The 15,960-nt window shown below is 50.9% G+C and carries 12 protein-coding genes; 6 read left to right on the top strand and 6 right to left on the bottom strand.

Annotated features, from left to right (window positions below):
• Window positions 1–3: 3 nt before the first annotated feature.
• Window positions 4–2,178 (top strand): hypothetical protein, encoded by a 2,175-nt coding sequence (locus AC6I7T_RS24485; RefSeq protein ID WP_497790385.1) that lies wholly within the window; start codon window positions 4–6, stop codon window positions 2,176–2,178.
• Window positions 2,179–2,309: 131 nt separating this feature from the next.
• On the opposite strand, the gene AC6I7T_RS24480 is transcribed toward AC6I7T_RS24485, so the two are convergent.
• Both AC6I7T_RS24480 and AC6I7T_RS24475 read right to left on the bottom strand, forming a co-directional pair.
• Window positions 2,310–3,590, bottom strand: a complete 1,281-nt coding sequence (locus AC6I7T_RS24480) for an MFS transporter (protein WP_497790384.1) — start codon at window positions 3,588–3,590, stop codon at window positions 2,310–2,312.
• The gene (locus tag AC6I7T_RS24475; protein WP_497790383.1) at window positions 3,587–4,369 is read right to left on the bottom strand and encodes a GntR family transcriptional regulator; all 783 of its coding nucleotides are present in this window, start codon (window positions 4,367–4,369) and stop codon (window positions 3,587–3,589) included. Before AC6I7T_RS24475 ends, AC6I7T_RS24480 begins: the two co-directional genes overlap by 4 nt.
• 247 nt (window positions 4,370–4,616) lie before the next feature.
• Between AC6I7T_RS24475 and AC6I7T_RS24470 the strand changes: the two genes are divergently transcribed.
• The 3 genes from AC6I7T_RS24470 (at window position 4,617) to AC6I7T_RS24460 (ending at window position 9,028) form a co-directional block, all read left to right on the top strand.
• Complete coding sequence (locus tag AC6I7T_RS24470) at window positions 4,617–5,525, top strand: dihydrodipicolinate synthase family protein (protein ID WP_497790382.1); 909 nt, start codon at window positions 4,617–4,619, stop codon at window positions 5,523–5,525.
• Window positions 5,526–5,647: 122 nt separating this feature from the next.
• Complete coding sequence (locus AC6I7T_RS24465; RefSeq protein WP_497790381.1) at window positions 5,648–6,301, top strand: DJ-1/PfpI family protein; 654 nt, start codon at window positions 5,648–5,650, stop codon at window positions 6,299–6,301.
• Window positions 6,302–6,562: 261 nt separating this feature from the next.
• On the top strand, window positions 6,563–9,028 hold the full coding sequence (locus AC6I7T_RS24460) for an ABC transporter permease (protein ID WP_497790380.1): 2,466 nt from the start codon (window positions 6,563–6,565) through the stop codon (window positions 9,026–9,028).
• 73 nt (window positions 9,029–9,101) lie between these two features.
• Here the strand turns inward: AC6I7T_RS24460 and AC6I7T_RS24455 are convergent, their stop codons facing one another.
• The gene (locus AC6I7T_RS24455) at window positions 9,102–10,859 is read right to left on the bottom strand and encodes a M28 family peptidase (protein WP_497790379.1); all 1,758 of its coding nucleotides are present in this window, start codon (window positions 10,857–10,859) and stop codon (window positions 9,102–9,104) included.
• A 426-nt stretch (window positions 10,860–11,285) separates the two neighbouring features.
• Between AC6I7T_RS24455 and AC6I7T_RS24450 the strand changes: the two genes are divergently transcribed.
• Window positions 11,286–11,597 (top strand): hypothetical protein, encoded by a 312-nt coding sequence (locus AC6I7T_RS24450; protein ID WP_497790378.1) that lies wholly within the window; start codon window positions 11,286–11,288, stop codon window positions 11,595–11,597.
• A gap of 4 nt (window positions 11,598–11,601) precedes the next feature.
• On the opposite strand, the gene lepB is transcribed toward AC6I7T_RS24450, so the two are convergent.
• Both lepB and AC6I7T_RS24440 read right to left on the bottom strand, forming a co-directional pair.
• A complete protein-coding gene (gene lepB, locus AC6I7T_RS24445; protein ID WP_497790377.1) occupies window positions 11,602–12,357 on the bottom strand; it encodes a signal peptidase I in 756 nt (251 codons plus the stop codon).
• A 41-nt stretch (window positions 12,358–12,398) separates the two neighbouring features.
• Window positions 12,399–12,872 carry a nucleoside deaminase gene (locus tag AC6I7T_RS24440; protein ID WP_497790376.1) on the bottom strand — a complete coding sequence of 158 codons (474 nt, stop codon included), beginning with the start codon at window positions 12,870–12,872 and terminating at the stop codon, window positions 12,399–12,401.
• Between the two features lie 506 nt (window positions 12,873–13,378).
• Between AC6I7T_RS24440 and AC6I7T_RS24435 the strand changes: the two genes are divergently transcribed.
• Window positions 13,379–14,632, top strand: coding sequence for an allantoate amidohydrolase (locus tag AC6I7T_RS24435; protein ID WP_497790375.1), 1,254 nt, complete (start codon window positions 13,379–13,381; stop codon window positions 14,630–14,632).
• A gap of 200 nt (window positions 14,633–14,832) precedes the next feature.
• On the opposite strand, the gene AC6I7T_RS24430 is transcribed toward AC6I7T_RS24435, so the two are convergent.
• Window positions 14,833–15,927, bottom strand: coding sequence for a glycoside hydrolase family 88/105 protein (locus AC6I7T_RS24430; protein WP_497790374.1), 1,095 nt, complete (start codon window positions 15,925–15,927; stop codon window positions 14,833–14,835).
• Window positions 15,928–15,960: the final 33 nt, after the last annotated feature.

Here is a 15,960-nt window from a genome sequence, read left to right as displayed (position 1 = left end):
GAGATGCTTCCTAAAAGCCTCCGGACCGCCTGGCAGAGCTCAACGCAGAACGTATCCTCCGCACGCCCGGAAGGCTTTACGATTCGTACCCTGACGGAGGGCAAAACTACAGCCTTGGTCATAGCTGGGAATGACGACCGAGGACTTCTCTTCGGAATTGGTTATGTCCTGCGCAAGATGGAGATGAGTCCTCATCATGCAGTGCTCGCCCATCCCATCAATATCGATGCCGCTCCGCAATTTCCAATTCGTGGCCATCAAATCGGCTATCGTTTCAAGAACAATACTTACGACGCATGGACACTCCCGATGTTAGAGCAACACATTCGGGAGCTGGCTCTGTTTGGAACCAATGCGATCCAGCTGATTGTGCCTAAGTCCGATGATGCACCTACAAGTCCGCTTATGCCCGCGCCACCATTAGAGACAATCATTGGCCTCTCGCGCATCCTGGATCAATATGGACTCGACTGCGACATCTTCTATCCGGAGTTGAGAAAGGACTACTCTACTGCCGCTGACGTAGAGGCGGAACTAAAGGATTTTGATGAGCTCTTCCGCCAACTGCCGCGAGTAGATGCTGTATACGTACCTGGTGGCGATCCCGGGCACACACCGCCAAAGGTTCTTTTCCCCCTCCTGGAGAAACAGGCCGCAATCCTGCACAAGTACCATCCCAAAGCTACTTTGTGGGTCTCAGCACAAGGATTCGACAAAACCTGGTATGAGGATTTCTATGCCCTGCTACAGCAACATCCACGTTGGCTGACAGGTGTCTTCTTTGGTCCGCAGTCACGAGACAGTCTGGAAACACAGCGAACTCGTATCCCTCGCGAATATCCAATCGTCTTCTACCCCGATATCGGCCATGCGATGCATGCTCAATTTCCTGTTCCCCACTGGGACTCCGCATTTGCATTAACCGAGGGACGCGAACCTATCAATCCGCGACCACTGGATGAGACCACTATCTTCCGGCACTTTGCCGATCTCCATACCGGATTTATTACTTACTCGGAAGGAGTCAACGACGACGTCAATAAATTCCTTTGGACCGAGTTGGGATGGTCTACAAAGACCCAGCCGGAAGAAACATTAACCGATTACAGCCGTTTCTTCCTGGGAGCACATATAGGAAAGGAATCGAGCAAGGAGTTTGCTAAAGGGCTCATGGAACTGGAGCAAAACTGGTCAGGCTCCATCCTCGACAACCAGGGTATAGACAAGACGCTGCAGCAATTTCAAACGCTGGAACAGCAGGCCTCTCCAGAACAGAAGGCAAACTGGCGTTTTGAAGCTGCACTTTACCGAGCCTACTATGACGCCTTCCTTCGTAAACGACTACAAAGCATGACGGCGCAAGAATCCGCAGCAATAAAGCTTCTGGAGCAAGCTGACGGTATCGGCAGCCAAGTTGCGATGCAGCGAGCCACACAAGCACTTCTTCAGGATCTATCGCCCGAAGAATCCAGTCTCCGAGAACACGTCTTCGCACTTGCAGACTCTCTCTTCCGCCATTGCCGCATTCAACTTAGCGTGAAGAAATATGGAGCTTCCAATGTCGAGAGAGGCGCTAATCTCGATCGCATCGACACTGCACTCAACAATGGTCCATGGTTAAGAAAGCAATTTGCAGAGATTGAAAAGCTGCCTACAGAAGTTGAACGGCTGGCGCGCATTCAGGCACTAACACATTGGACGAACCCGCAGCCGGGAGCTCTTTACGATGACCTGGGCAATTCAAAGCAGGAGCAACATCTCGTACTTGGCAAGGGGTTTCAGCAAGACCCGGAGCTTTACCACAGTGCTATCGACGGTATTGCAGACAGGACTCCTGAAAATGGATGGCGGCTTTCATGGATCACCTATGCGGAGAGCCTCTATGACGACCCAATCGAATTGGTGTACCACGATCTAGATCCCGGAATCAGCTATTCGCTTCGAATCACGTATGCAGGTGAAGATTATGCCTTGCCGATCCGACTGGTTGCGAATGACACAATTGAAATCCATCCGCCATTGCCACGAGATACAAATCCAAAGATCGTCGAATTCCCAATTCCCAGAGAAGCCACACGGTCAGGAAGTCTCGACCTGAAATGGACACGGCCTCCAGCTATGGGTGGGAGCGGGCGAGGTCATCAGGTGTCCGAAGTCTGGCTGATTCCACAACGATAAATGCATAACTCGGGCGCTCCATTCTTCCGACCTACATCTGGTAGGAAGAATGGAGAAGGACCCAACAGCCGATAACTTCAAAAGTAGAGGGTGATGGAACGCTCTTTGCTACGGCTTTAGCTACAAAGGATCTACGAGAGAGCGGCTTCTGCTGAAGGCTTGATTCCCTTCAACTCGTTAGCCTTCTTCATTCGGGAACACCAGAAAAGTAACAGACCACAGAACAAATAGATGACGGCTGTCGCACTGATGCAGGCACTCATCCCATACCGGTGTGAAGCCAGAGCGATCAGGATCGGAGCTCCACCGCCTCCAAGCCATCCGAGAGAATTCATTACGCCAACAGCCGTGCCTCTTCGTTCTGTAGGAACCACGTCATAGAGAGACGCCCAGATATTTGCATCGTAGATGCCCTTGAAAAATCCAAAGCCCGTCATGGCAACAATGACAACGGGAATGGTGGCTGTCCAACCTACGAGAAATAGAAACGGAACGCCAAAGAGCAGGCCAACGGCTTGCATGATCATGCGTCCGCCTCTCCACCCTTTCTTTACTGCAATATCGGCTAAGAAGCCTCCAGAAAGGACGCCCAGCACAGAAGCAATCTGCAGATAAGCGGTTCCATTCAGCCCTGCCATAGAAAGACTCATATGGAATTTCTGATAGAGGAAAGTCGGCATCCAGGTGAGGAAGACAACGGCAACAAAGTTAGCGCCGATAAAAACTGCAATTAAGAAGATGACCCGCAAATTGCCCAGGGTACTAAACAGCGCACCGAAAAGATCCCGCTTCGATCCGGCACTAGCTGCTGCACGAACCTGCTGCCCATCCATTCCCCGGACAGGTTCTGCAAGAAGCCACCACAAGATCAGACTCAGCCCGATCCCAAGAGCGCCAAAGAATACAAAGCTGATTCGCCAGCCATAGTACTGGCCAACGAAACCGGATATCGCGCCCCCCGCAATACTGCCGGCATATACACTCGATTGGTGAAATGACATGGCGCGGGAGCGAGTTGCCGAACCATGATAGTCGCTGATCAACGACATCGATGCCGGAAAGTAGAAAGCTTCTCCGAGTCCCCCAAGCAAACGGCAGATAGTGAGCTCTACATAATTGTGCGAAATTGCTGTGGCGGCGGTTACCAAAGACCAAAAGAAAAGCCCACCAAGAATTAGAGTCTTACGTGGCAGGCGATCGCAGAGCCATCCAGCAAAGGGACCGGAGATGGCGTACATCCACATAAACGCTGAGCCAACCACACCCAGCTGAACATCGCTCAGGCGCAGCTGTAACTTCAAAAGCGGGAAGACAGAAAAAATTGCCTGACGATCTGCATAGTTAAAAAAACAGACCCACCACAGCATGGCTACAACAAGCCATTTATAAGAAGAACGTCGAGTAATGCTCATAAACCCGGAGTCAACTTTTGCAAGGCAAAAAAGGCGGGCATATTCTGCCGCAATGCTGCCTCACGCCGCCACTGATCGTATTCGTTCAGTCTCTCTCGCTGACTCGCCTGAATATGTTCTGCCACCGCTTCCATAGCTGCGGCTTTATCCTGTCTGGCTACGGCATCGAGAATTCTTTGATGATGCGCATAGATGCTTTCCAGCAGGGCTGGCGAGTGTCCACTACGATGAATCGCGAAAATACGGATCAGTAGACGCGTATCGTTGATCAATTTCTGGATTCTGGAGTTATTCGTCATGCTCACCAACAGAGCATGAAAGCCAAGGTCGCAGGCAATGAAGCGCTGCATCTGCTCCTCGTTCAGCTCAGGTTGCCCGGATTCCTCCAGCTCCTTTTTCAATGCCGGAATCATATCCACCATGTACTGAAGACGATCCCTGTCTGCGGGACGAATCGGGATGCTGGCGACTTTGCCGACGGAATAGGTTTCCAAAGCCTCCCGCAGTTCGTAGAGCTCGATAATGTCTTCTCTTTTGAGCTGGGAGACGACCATGCCTCCGTTTACGCCCTGCTCCAGGAGTCCTTCCGCCACCAGTTGATTCATTGCTTCCCGGATCGGGGTCCGGCTGCTTCCCAGCTCTTTTGCCAGTAGCAGCTCCGAAACACTGCTTCCGGAAGGAAGTTTCCCGGTCGCAATCAACTGTTGGATATGGAGATATGCTTTTTCGCGTACAGACAGGTCCCGCGTACCATGGGTGTTTTTAGAGCGTCGACTCATGCGCAAAGAATACACGAAAGCATTGCCTTTTAACTCTTTTTCTAAGCACGAGATAGCAGCCATCGGAAGAGGTCCCGGAGGAAGTTTCTCTGGAGCGAATTGTGCAGAGTCGATAAACATCGCGAATGATTAATATATGTCGACATAATGGCGACAGTCCATGTATATTTCAATTTGTAAGGCATGTTTCCTTCCGCAATACGGTGCGAAGGCAAGTAGACAAGGTTCAAACAGCAAGGAGAGACTCATGATGAAAGAAAAACAATTTAACGGAGTGTATGCAGCGGCTCTTACTCCTCGTGAGGCTTCCGGCGCAATTCACCTGTCTGGCTTTCAGAAGGTCCTTGAGTTCCTTCAGAGCAAAGGAATCTCAGCTTTTGCCCTCAATGGAGCAACTGGCGAGTTTTGTCTCACCACCCCGGAACAGCTTCAAACTGTTTTGGCAGAAGCTCGCAAGATCAGCGGAGAGAAAACAAAGATCCTCTGCGGAGTAGGCGCCGCGGGAGTAGCAGAGACAATAGCCTTGGCCAAAGTGGCCGAAAAGAATCGCGTCAATGGCCTGTTGCTCCCCATGCCTTATTTCTTCCCTTATGAACAGGACGATCTGGAAGTATTCTGCCGTTCGGTAGCAGCCGCCGTAGACCTGCCCATTCTGCTCTACAACCTTCCGCAATTCACCTCAGGACTCCGCGCCGAAACGGCTGCTCGCTTGATTATTGAAGTTCCGAATATTATCGGAATTAAGGACTCCAGCGGCTCGCTCGACATCATGCGTTACCTTACGCAAAAAGGAATCGAGGCCTGCCGGATCGTCGGCAACGATGGAGCTCTGGCCCCCGCGCTCGAGGAGAAAGTTTGCGATGGCGTTGTGTCAGGAGTTGCTTGTGTATTACCGGAACTCATCCAGGACCTATATAAAGCTGGACAGAATACCAATTCTTCCGAGTTCAAATCGGCAGTCGATTTGCTCAAGAGCTTCCTTGAACAGCTAGGACCACTACCCACCCCTTGGGGGCTCAAGTGGACAGCCGAAGCACGCGGAATTTTAAGTGCTTCCTTCTCACAGCCGCTCTCCGACAGAAGAACGAGTCAAGGGGAGCAGTTAATGCAGTGGTTTAAGAGCTGGTACACCAAGACCATCCCGGTTGCACAGTAAAGCTGGAAAAAGTCGAAAAGAGAGCCCGGCATTCGCCGGGCTCTCTTCTTTTGCAGAGGCCAAGTTCTTTCCGGTCATTTAAGTACTCCTGAGCCCGCACTGAAGTGAAGGAAAGCCGTAGAATGATGCTCAAGTCGAATGAGGAGGTAGAGGTGAAAACAGCACAACTACTAATGATTGTCGGAGATTACGTTGAAGATTACGAAGTGATGGTGCCTTTCCAGGCGCTACAGATGGTAGGTCATACTGTTCACGCTGTTTGCCCCGACAAGAAAGCCGGCCAATTCGTCCGCACTGCAATCCATGATTTCGAGGGAGATCAGACCTACTCCGAGAAACCAGGTCATAACTTCGTATTGAATGCCACCTTCTCCGACATTCATGCCGAAAACTACGATGGGTTGGTGATTCCTGGCGGTCGCGCTCCCGAATATCTGCGCTTGAATCCGGCAGTGATAGCAGTAGTTCGTCACTTCCATGACGCAGACAAACCGATCGCGGCAATATGCCATGGGCCTCAACTCCTGGCTGCAGCCAAAGCCGTGGCTGGCAAGCGAGTCAGCGCCTATCCAGCCTGTTCTCCCGAGATAGAAAACGCGGGAGGCAAATATGCAGCCATTGAAGTTACCGATGCGGTGATCGATGGAAACCTCGTAACAGCGCCAGCGTGGCCGGCACATCCGCAGTGGCTCGCAAAATACCTTCAGGTACTCAACCACTATCTAGTGAGTCAGTCGGAAAAAGAAGAATCCCGCAGCATCCCGGTCGCACGATAGCAGTTGAAAATGGGGAAGAATAACTCCGGACATCCGGGAGACCTCTTCCCCATTCCATCCAAGTTATAGCCAAACTGAATTCAATTTGCGCTGATTATCTTGTCCATTTCCGAACACAACATTCTCAAGGATGGACAGTTTCTATGAATCCATCCTTCTCTCCAAAGTTGCGAAGCCCTGAAAATTCAGCTATTTGAAGAATTCGATTTTGGCGTGCCAAGTGCATCCCTTCATGGGTTAACTTTCGCTGGGAGATCGGTCATGCACATCCTGATACAAGAATTAAAGTACGCGATAAGGCAATTACGTAAGAGCCCGGGATTTACGCTTACGGCCTTATTGACACTTGCGTTGGGAATTGGCGCGAGCACAGCAATCTTTACGGTTGTGGATTCGGTGCTACTCAAGCCTTTGTCCTACCCTCAGAGCGGGCAGCTTGTCGTGATTTGGTCCCAGATGAAGATTATTTCCGGCTTTATCGGTCCCAATCTTCGCCACGAGGATATATGGAAGCAACGTGCCACAGCCTTCAGCGATATGACTGCCGTGCAACACCGTGCTCTGGGCGTTTCTCTTGGAATGGATCATCCCAAGATAGTCGGAACCATTGCAGCATATCCCAACATGCTTCAGGTCCTGGGAGTTAGGCCGCTGCTCGGTCGAGATCTAACACCCAACGATGCGATACAAGGCCGGGAGAATGTCGCGATCATCACCTACGAATTTTGGCAGAATTTCTTCCATGATGATCCCAATGTTCTGGGTAAAACCATTCGGTTGGCAAACGTTCCGACTGAGATCATTGGAGTACTGCCACCTAAATTCCAGTTTCCTCAAAGCAATGTCCTCACCAGTTTTCAAACTGGGCAACGTGCGAATGAAGCACCTACACCGCAGATTGTTACGCCGCTGGCAGTGAATTTACAGAAGCTCAGCTGGTGGGGTGATTGGGGTAATCAGATCACACTTGCAAGATTGAAACCGGGCGTAAGTATTCAACAGGCCCAGACAGAAATAAACGCAATCGAACAGCGAGCGGTACGGGACCTGCCTGGAGATTCCCATCGCGACGATCCGACGGATATTCCCCATATCTACATTCAGCCAATGCACGAAGCAGTTGTAGACAGCTCATCGAAAGCTCTATGGATGCTGTTGGCAGCAGTATTGGGAGTTATGCTGATCGCCTGCGTTAATCTTGCCAACACACAACTAGCTCGCGCTACTTCGCGGCAACGTGACACCGCTATTCGCAGCGCTCTCGGAGCAGATTCCTGGCGGCTACTTCTCCATTCGCTTGCTGAGAGTGTGGTCCTGGCCGGAACGGGAGGAGCAGCAGGAATTCTGCTGGCGAAGGTAGCCATTGAGGCTTTACGTAACCATGCGCCTCTCACGATTCCGCGTTTGGCGGAGGTACAGCTTAGCCTTCCAGTACTTCTATTTGCTCTTGCTTTAACAATGGGATCGGTCGTTCTATTCGGAATGCTCCCTGCGCTTCGATTCCTCAGAATCGCGCCTCAAAGCACATTGCAGCAAAGCAGCTCCCGCACACTGGGAATAGGGCGCCATAAACGGATACATTCCATTTTGATTGGAGCACAGGTATTCGGATGTACCAGCCTTCTGCTCGTAACAGGACTCTTCGCCAAGAGCCTGCTTCATCTCCTCTCCAATAGCAAAGGCTTCCATCCGGAACACGTTGTTGCGACCCAGGTAGATCTTCCATCTACCAACTTTGACAACTCTCAACGAATCGCCTTCGACGATGCGGTACTGAGTCGCCTTCGGGCTCTACCTGGAGCGCAATCTGCCGGTTTAGTCAGTGCGATGCCCTTGGAAGGAGAATCCTGGTTCGATGAGATCATCGCGAAAGACACTCTGGGCCAAGCTACGCAAGACCCCCCGATGGCGAACTTCCGCTGGATTAGCAGTGGATACTTTGAGACCATGCAACAACCATTGGTAAGAGGACGCTTCTTCGACGAAAGAGACAAAAATCTCAAAAGCGTCATCATCTCCGAAAAAGCTGCCAAAACAGCATGGCCCGGTCTGGATCCAGTAGGAAGGCAAATGCGCAGAAATGGCGACGACTATACGGTCGTGGGAGTTGTTGCCGATGCACGCAATAACTCACTCAAGCTTCCGCCTGCCAATATGGTTTATCTGCCCTATGGAGATCGTCCGCCCCGTACTACCTATTTCATGGTGCGCAGCGCTAAACAATCAGATCTTTTGATAGCAGATATCCGCAAGACTATCTGGGGCTATAACCCCGATGTGACCATTGCCAGAATCAAGAGCCTCGACTCACAAGTGGACGACTCTCTCGCTACGGAACGATTGCAGACATTGCTTCTTATTGCGTTCGGCAGCGCAGCACTCCTGCTCGCCATGCTGGGCATCTATGGCATCTTGAGCTACACCGTTGCGAACAGAACACAGGAGATCGGAGTTCGCATTGCTTTGGGAGCTAGCCGGAGCAACGTCTACCGTCTGACGATGGGCAACGTCTCCACCCCGGTAGCCATAGGGTTAGTAGCGGGATGGCTGGTCAGCCTACTCACTGGCCGCGTTATTACCAGTACTCTCTATGGAGTACAAAATGGCGATATAGCAATCACGCTCTCTGTGCTCGGAATTTTCCTATCCGCATCCTTACTTGCGGCTCTCCTTCCCGCAAAGAAAGCCGCTTCCATCGAGCCCATGCAAGCGCTTAGAACAGAATAGAGAGCAGACAGCTGATGACAACGATACGACCTGACTAAGGCCGTATCGTTTCGTAACTGTTCTTCATACATAGCTACTTCGTGGGAGTTGCCACAGCATCGGGCATTACGCCGGAGAGCGGAGCTTTCTTCTTATCTTCCAATTCAGGATGAGGGAATGGCTTACGTGGCAGCATCTGATCGCGCATCGCAGCGTTGTAAGCAAAGATGGCCTCCACCACCGCGGCTTGCTTTAGATCATCTTCCTGCAAGCGCTCATACGTATCCATATTTGAATGATGGGTACGAGTTCCATAGTCCAGAGGATCCTGAATAAATTGGAAGCCGGGAACACCGACAGCATCGAACGACAAATGGTCCGTTCCGCCGGTATTTCGGTTTGTAATTGTCGTGACACCTAGATCCTTCAGCGGAGCGATCCACTGAGCAAAGATTGGCGCGATAGCGGCATTTCCCTGCAGGTAGATACCGCGAATCTTGCCACTCCCATTGTCGACATTGAAATACGCTGAAATCAGCTTTTGTTCCGGTTTAATCGTCACCGGACCGACGGGCTTCCGCAAAAATTCAGGCAGATCCTTCTGATCCTCAGCCGTAGACAACGGATAAGAACCGAGGTGCTGCTTTGCATATCCTATGGAGCCGAATATGCCCTGCTCTTCCCCGCTCCACAACCCAATGCGAATTGTTCTGCGGGGTTTGACTTCCAGGCTGTTCAGAATGCGCATTACTTCCATCGCGACAATCGATCCCGCGCCATTATCTGTAGCACCTGTACCAGAGGCCCAGGAGTCGAGATGCCCGCCAACCATGACGACCTCGTCCTTCAGCCTAGGATCGGTCCCCGGAATCTCTGCAATCGTGTTGTAGCCCTGTTCGTGATCTCCGATGAACTTTGTTTCGATATTAAGTTCCAAGGTGACAGGGACATTTGCCTTCAGCAGTCGATAAACTCGACCATAATTTTCGATGGCAGCCACGGCTATCGGCAACGGAGCGATATGATCGCGTCGGTACGCGTCCCAGGCCAAACCAGCACCGGTATCGTCGAAGATCGTCCCACCGGAGCCGCCATGAATCGAGCCATCGCGACTCGGCAGGATCATGGCTGCAGCATGCTCGTCAGCCAAAAATTTACCAATCTTGCCTCGAAGTGAAATCTCACCGATAAATTCTTTTACTTCCTTATCAAAATTTGCACTGGGATCGTCAAGAGGATAGGTCTCGATGTTGTCGAGGGCCTTATTATCGTAGCGGCGAAAGAGCCCTTCGTCGACAACGCCAACTCCGCGCATCGCTCCCAGCAAAACAATCTTGCCTGAGACTTTGCCCTTGTATTGCTCCAGGTCTTTTTCATTTTTGACATCGATCCACATGGCTTGGGCCTTGATGGGCCCACTGCTTGCAGGTGACCAGGGAAGTGCTTGAGCGATAAAGACAGCAGTATCCGGAGCAGTCATTCGCAACCAGGCATTGAGTTGCTGCCATCCCATGCCGAACTCGCCCCAGCTTTCGAGGTGTGCGTTCTTGCAGCCCATGGCCGTCAGCTGATCCCTTGTCCAGGCGTTCGCTTTGGCCATATTCGGAGAGCCCGTCAGGCGTGGACCAATATCATCCATCAGCGCCGAGGCATATTCCATGATGTGGGAGTGGTAAAGACCTTCCTCGCGAATCCGTTGATACATTGTCAGATCGAGCGCTTCTCGTTCCGGCTGAGGCTGTTCATAGGAAGATGGTGGCGCTTCTTGAGTTTTGCTCTTGTCTGCGGCTGGCAGCAGAACCGGTGTCAGAGCAACGCTAAGGCATATTGCGATCGGAATTTTTCCAAACACGGTGGATTTTGACCTCACATAGGCAAAATTTGTACTGGACAACAGCAATCCTGGGAGTGGTAAGCCTTGGTCCATGCATTCGATGAATGCAGTTACTGAGCGCTGAGGCGATATCGCTTCTTCAAAAGATCAATATAAGCCGTATTAATCTCCTTATCTACATTCACGGGAAAAGTGGTTCTTCTCGATCTTCAGCAGCTGTCACTGGAGCATCTTTTCAAAACTTATGAGAAAAATGCTCCGGGCGTACCGGTTCCATGGAAAAGCGCTCCAGTTTCCGAGTTTTGGTTTACAGCTATACGAAAAAATTCTAGTACTTTTGTGATTCCCAAATTGGCGAAACCGCAATTTCAAGGCTCAAGAATGAGTCCGTTCTTCCGATGAATGTATATAGAGGTGCATGTTCAAAGGAGGAGCAAGTAAGAGATGAGCAGCTCTGTCGACAGCATCAGCTGGCAAGACGTTAGTCAAACACAAACCCAAGGTGCAGTCCCGCCAGGAACGCCTAAAGGCTCCGATTACACGGTAGGTTCCAAAGGTGACCAGAGCGACACAGTAAAGCTTTCCACGGGAGCTCAAGTCCATCAGATGAATCAGCAGGGCTACAGCACCAAGGAAATTTCCAGTCAACTCGGTATCACAGTAAAAGAAGTACAAAGTTACTTAGGCGAAGACCTCACTCAGGAATTAGCTGCTCTAGTAGCCTCCAGTGCAAATCAGAGCAGCCAAGCCAAGTGAAAGGTTAACGAATAGGCAACAGAGTTCGCCTCCAGCGCGTCTGGTCAAAAAAATGTAACGCGGTATGAACTCCAAAAGCGATGCGATCATTCACCTGTGTCTTGTAGATTTGATCCGCAGGCGTATTGAAAGACCAGTAGACAACTAGCGGATAGCCGAGAATATTCTCCTGAGGAACGAATCCCCAGAATCGGCTATCCAAGCTGTTTGTCCGGTTATCACCCATCACAAAGTACTTACCCGGCGGGACAACCAAATCCTGCCCATCTATATGAGTGGGCATCTCAATGGCCCACATTGCAGTAGCACGACTCTCTTCCGAAGCAGGAATCATTGGAAACTCATCCCGATAGGGCTGATAGTTGGCCAAGGTCGGCATTGCTGCCTGCGGTTCCTGCAATTTTTGGCCGTTTCGATACACCACTCCTTCATGAAGATGAATACGATCTCCCGGGATACCGATGACCCGCTTCACCAGAATTGTGTCTGTTTCGCGGGGCTTGATAAAAACGACGACGTCTCCACGGCTCACTGCCCGATAGGGGAGAAGGTGAAACTGGGAGGAATGAGGAGCGAACCCAGTTTTGTCAACGATAACGTGGTCCCCGATAAGGAGGGTCTGCATCATGGATCCCGAGGGTATCTCGAAGTTCTGAACAAGAAAAGTTATGAGGAATACCCAGACCACAAAGAGCGCGCAGGTAGAGGACAGAAACTCCAGCGGCGTTTCTTTATCCTGGTCTCTTATCTCTTCTGACAAATTGCTCCTCCCCTCCATGGGTAGACACTACCAACCCGTTTCTAGTAATCGGTCTTGTTGCCGCTCTGCTTCCAGCACTCGAAGCTCTGAGTAGCATTTGTACGAGGCAGATGAATCATGGCCAAACTACGTTGTTCAGGAGATACGGCAAATTCCCGGTAGATAAAAGCGTCGTCAAAGCCTGCTTCTGCCGCATCGGTTTTGGTATTTGCATAATAGACAGCAGACAGTCGTGCCCAATAGATAGCTCCCATGCACATGGGGCACGGTTCACAACTTGTATAGATTTCGCAATCTTTGAGCTGAAAACTCTTCAATTCCCTGCAAGCATTTCGAATGGCCAGAACTTCGGCATGTGCGGTGGGATCACATGATTCGGTTACGGAGTTTGCACCGGTCGCAATAACTTCACCGTTACGAACGATCACAGCTCCAAATGGGCCACCAGCCCCGCTGAGTACGTTTTCCGTTGCAAGCTGAATAGCTAAATCCATAAAAGCAGCGTCAATGGGCATCGGCAATCCTGTAGTACGACATCTGAAAGTATTCGGTTCCAGAAAAAATAACCGGATATAGGTATTCTATCCGGCTGTTTCCGTTGTACCTTAAGTGATCTACTCTTTATGAACTTCCAGATCCTCATGTGTTGCCATACTCCTTTTGCTCAGGGCATCCAAGGAAGGGAACGGTCCGCAACCACAATTTTGGACCAACTCACTGGAAATCGCCCAAAGCGCTCCTCTTTCAATTATGTAAAGCCTGTTTCTTCTCCCCCAACCGAAAAAGTACCCCGGCGAGCAACACTTTACGCAAATACACTTCCAAGCCGAAAGCAGGAGTCCGCACGCATCCCGTTCAACCTCTGTATAGGGATCTGTTCAATGCCGGAATATGTTATTTCGATAACCTTCATCTGCGGACTCATAACCTTTTCGATTGCTCCCTTTCCTTTCATAGATCGAGAAAGATTGTCAGGGCAAAGCAAAGCATCGAATAGCCAGACGAGAGAGGAATTTCAGCGATGAAGCTCATCGAGGGAGGAAAGTTTCTTCACCAACGATTAGCGGAACGTATCGTTGAGTTCTGCTATCAAATAGCTCGCTATAGCGAGCGAAGCAACGCAACCACGCGTCCCTGCCTTTCTCCATCTACGAAAGATGTTCATCATCAGCTATGCATCTGGATGGAACAACTTGGGATGCAGGTCCACATAGATGCGGTCGGGAATCTGCATGGAATCTATGCAGGAGAGAGTGGTGCTACTCGTCATCTCCTGATCGGGTCGCACATCGATACAGTTCCAAACGCTGGAGCTTTCGACGGGGTTCTAGGGGTTGCACTAGGAATAGCGCTGATTGAGGCATTGCAGGGCCGACGGCTTCCCTATGCCATTCAAATCGTCGCTTTCATCGAAGAGGAGGGTGTGCGATTTGGAGTACCGTGTCTGGGCAGCCGTGCTTTGGTTGGCACACTCGATTCCGAACTACTGTCTAGAAAAGATGCCGAGGGTATCTCAGTAGAACAAGCAATACGTAATTTCGGACTCGATCCGGCCCGTCTTAAGGAAGCTATTCTGGGCGAAGAAGCACTCGGTTACCTCGAGTTTCATATTGAACAAGGACCTATCCTGGATCAAATCGGTGCAGCCTTGGGAGTAGTAGAAACCATCGTTGGACAAACACGGCTGGAATGCACCTTTCGGGGGAAGGCCAACCATGCCGGAACAACCCCGATGTTTCTTCGCAAAGATGCCCTCGCTGCCGCAGCAGAACTAATCACCACAATAGAAAAGACTGCACGCAATACTGTCGGGCTCGTAGCTACTGTAGGCAAGATGCAGGTTTCTCCAGGTGCATCCAATGTTATTCCCGATGAAGTTCTATTCAGCTTGGACCTTCGCCACGCAAAGGATGCAATTCGTCATTCCACTACAAAAGCACTCGTCGACGAGGCCCTACGTATTGCCGCCGAGCGGGGTGTGAGCTTTGATTATGCGCACCGTCTCGACCAACCGGCAGTCCCTATGAATCAGAGTCTCATTCGTCAGTTGGGAGCAGCCGTTATCGCAGAAGGATTTCCCCTCGTACCCGTTACGAGCGGTGCCGGACACGATGCTATGGCGATGGCAAGTAAGGTTCCATCTGCGATGCTATTTGTACGCAGTCCGGGAGGCATTAGTCATCAACCGGAAGAGACCGTTCAGGTACTCGATGTACAAGCTGCGCTTGCGGTTGGCCTTCGATTCCTCAGGGCTCTCGACCCTGCACAGTTTTAGCACTAGGGCATTTTCCGCATAGGTATACACTCGCCAAGAGTGGTGAAGCGCAGCTTCCTTTAGCGGAAAGCTGCTATTACCTTTGTGCTTCGACATACATCTGTGCGAGAAATACTCCAGCGACGTAGACAGATAAAAGCGGAGCTCTCAAGCTCCGCTTTTGTACTCATTCAGATCTGTATTCTTCTTACCCTTTGTGGCTAACGTAGTAATGCCGAGGCACACCACAGGACCGGTGCTTGTCCGTGGAAGTCACCTGTACGTCTTGGCCGGCGAAGGTAATAGTCGAGATCGTTTTTCTTGTTTGTTCCCTCGCAGATGCTGGTTACATTTGCATTCTGGTCGACATAGCCAACCAGCCCTATCCAGCCTTTACGTGCTGCTGGTGCATAGGTGCTTTCATCCAGCCATCCGTTCTTTACACCGGTAATCATGGCAAAGGTGAACATTCCGGTGGAGGAAGTCTCCGGCCAGGCCTCGGGATGATCGATCAGCTGTCTCCACATCCCATCTTTGCCCTGGTATTCAAGTAGAGCCTTCATCATCTTCTTGTAGCCGTCCATGATGCGCGCCCGCTTGGGATGATCCTTCGGCAAAGAGGAAAGCAATTCAGCCATGCCGACAGCCACCCAGCCATCACCACGCCCCCAATAAAACGGAACATCCGGAGCGTGATAGAACAGCCCATTCGGTTGTTGCAGCTTGTCCAAATAAGCAGCCATCTCGACTGCAGCCCGATCGAGATACTTGCTATCTCCGGTAGCACGATAGGCCTGAACCTGCAGAATCGTGATCATATACATGTCATCGATCCAGAAGCGGGTTTGATTCGTCAGACCCTCGGGAGTGGGATTCTCCCACTGGTGATCGGCTATCTCTTTCGCCATATCCAAATATTTCTTGTCTTTTGTATGGATATAAAGTTCGAACGGGATTGCTCCAAAAACAGAGTTGTCGACGTGGTTCGGTACAGGAACAAGTTTCGTTTCAGTCCCGCCGGAGAGGAGAGGATCGAAACGCTTGACCAATTCTTGTTCTAGCTCCTTATCGTTCGTCAGTCGTGCAAAGGTCAAAGACCCATACCAGGTGCACACTTCGGGATAAATAATCTGCTTCATCGACTGATGCGGGCTACCGACGAAATGTTCGGCGACACGTTTCCCCACTTCCACGGGCGAAGTTCCTGGAGGCCAGTTGGTGAAATCCTTAATCTGTGCCGTACTCTGGCGATCCAGAGCCAGGAATGAAATTCCTATCGCCAAAAGACAAACTGCTTTTCTGAAATATGTCTGCATTTTCCTCACTTCCATCTCCCCAACTCCCGTCCT

This window comes from Humiphilus diazotrophicus, assembly GCF_059726315.1.
The sequence above is the reverse complement of the archived record's forward strand: the minus strand, read 5'-3'. Positions and strand labels throughout refer to the sequence as shown.

Bases quoted from the DNA above. Each gene is read 5' to 3' on its own strand.
- AC6I7T_RS24480 (WP_497790384.1), bottom strand. From the start codon at position 3,590: ATGAGCATTACTCGACGTTCTTCTTATAAATGGCTTGTTGTAGCCATG.
- AC6I7T_RS24440 (WP_497790376.1), bottom strand. From the start codon at position 12,872: ATGCCCATTGACGCTGCTTTTATGGATTTAGCTATTCAGCTTGCAACG.
- AC6I7T_RS24430 (WP_497790374.1), bottom strand. From the start codon at position 15,927: ATGCAGACATATTTCAGAAAAGCAGTTTGTCTTTTGGCGATAGGAATT.
- AC6I7T_RS24475 (WP_497790383.1), bottom strand. From the start codon at position 4,369: ATGAGTCGACGCTCTAAAAACACCCATGGTACGCGGGACCTGTCTGTA.
- AC6I7T_RS24435 (WP_497790375.1), top strand. From the start codon at position 13,379: ATGAAGCTCATCGAGGGAGGAAAGTTTCTTCACCAACGATTAGCGGAA.
- AC6I7T_RS24485 (WP_497790385.1), top strand. From the start codon at position 4: ATGCTTCCTAAAAGCCTCCGGACCGCCTGGCAGAGCTCAACGCAGAAC.
- AC6I7T_RS24460 (WP_497790380.1), top strand. From the start codon at position 6,563: ATGCACATCCTGATACAAGAATTAAAGTACGCGATAAGGCAATTACGT.
- AC6I7T_RS24450 (WP_497790378.1), top strand. From the start codon at position 11,286: ATGAGCAGCTCTGTCGACAGCATCAGCTGGCAAGACGTTAGTCAAACA.
- AC6I7T_RS24470 (WP_497790382.1), top strand. From the start codon at position 4,617: ATGATGAAAGAAAAACAATTTAACGGAGTGTATGCAGCGGCTCTTACT.
- AC6I7T_RS24465 (WP_497790381.1), top strand. From the start codon at position 5,648: ATGATGCTCAAGTCGAATGAGGAGGTAGAGGTGAAAACAGCACAACTA.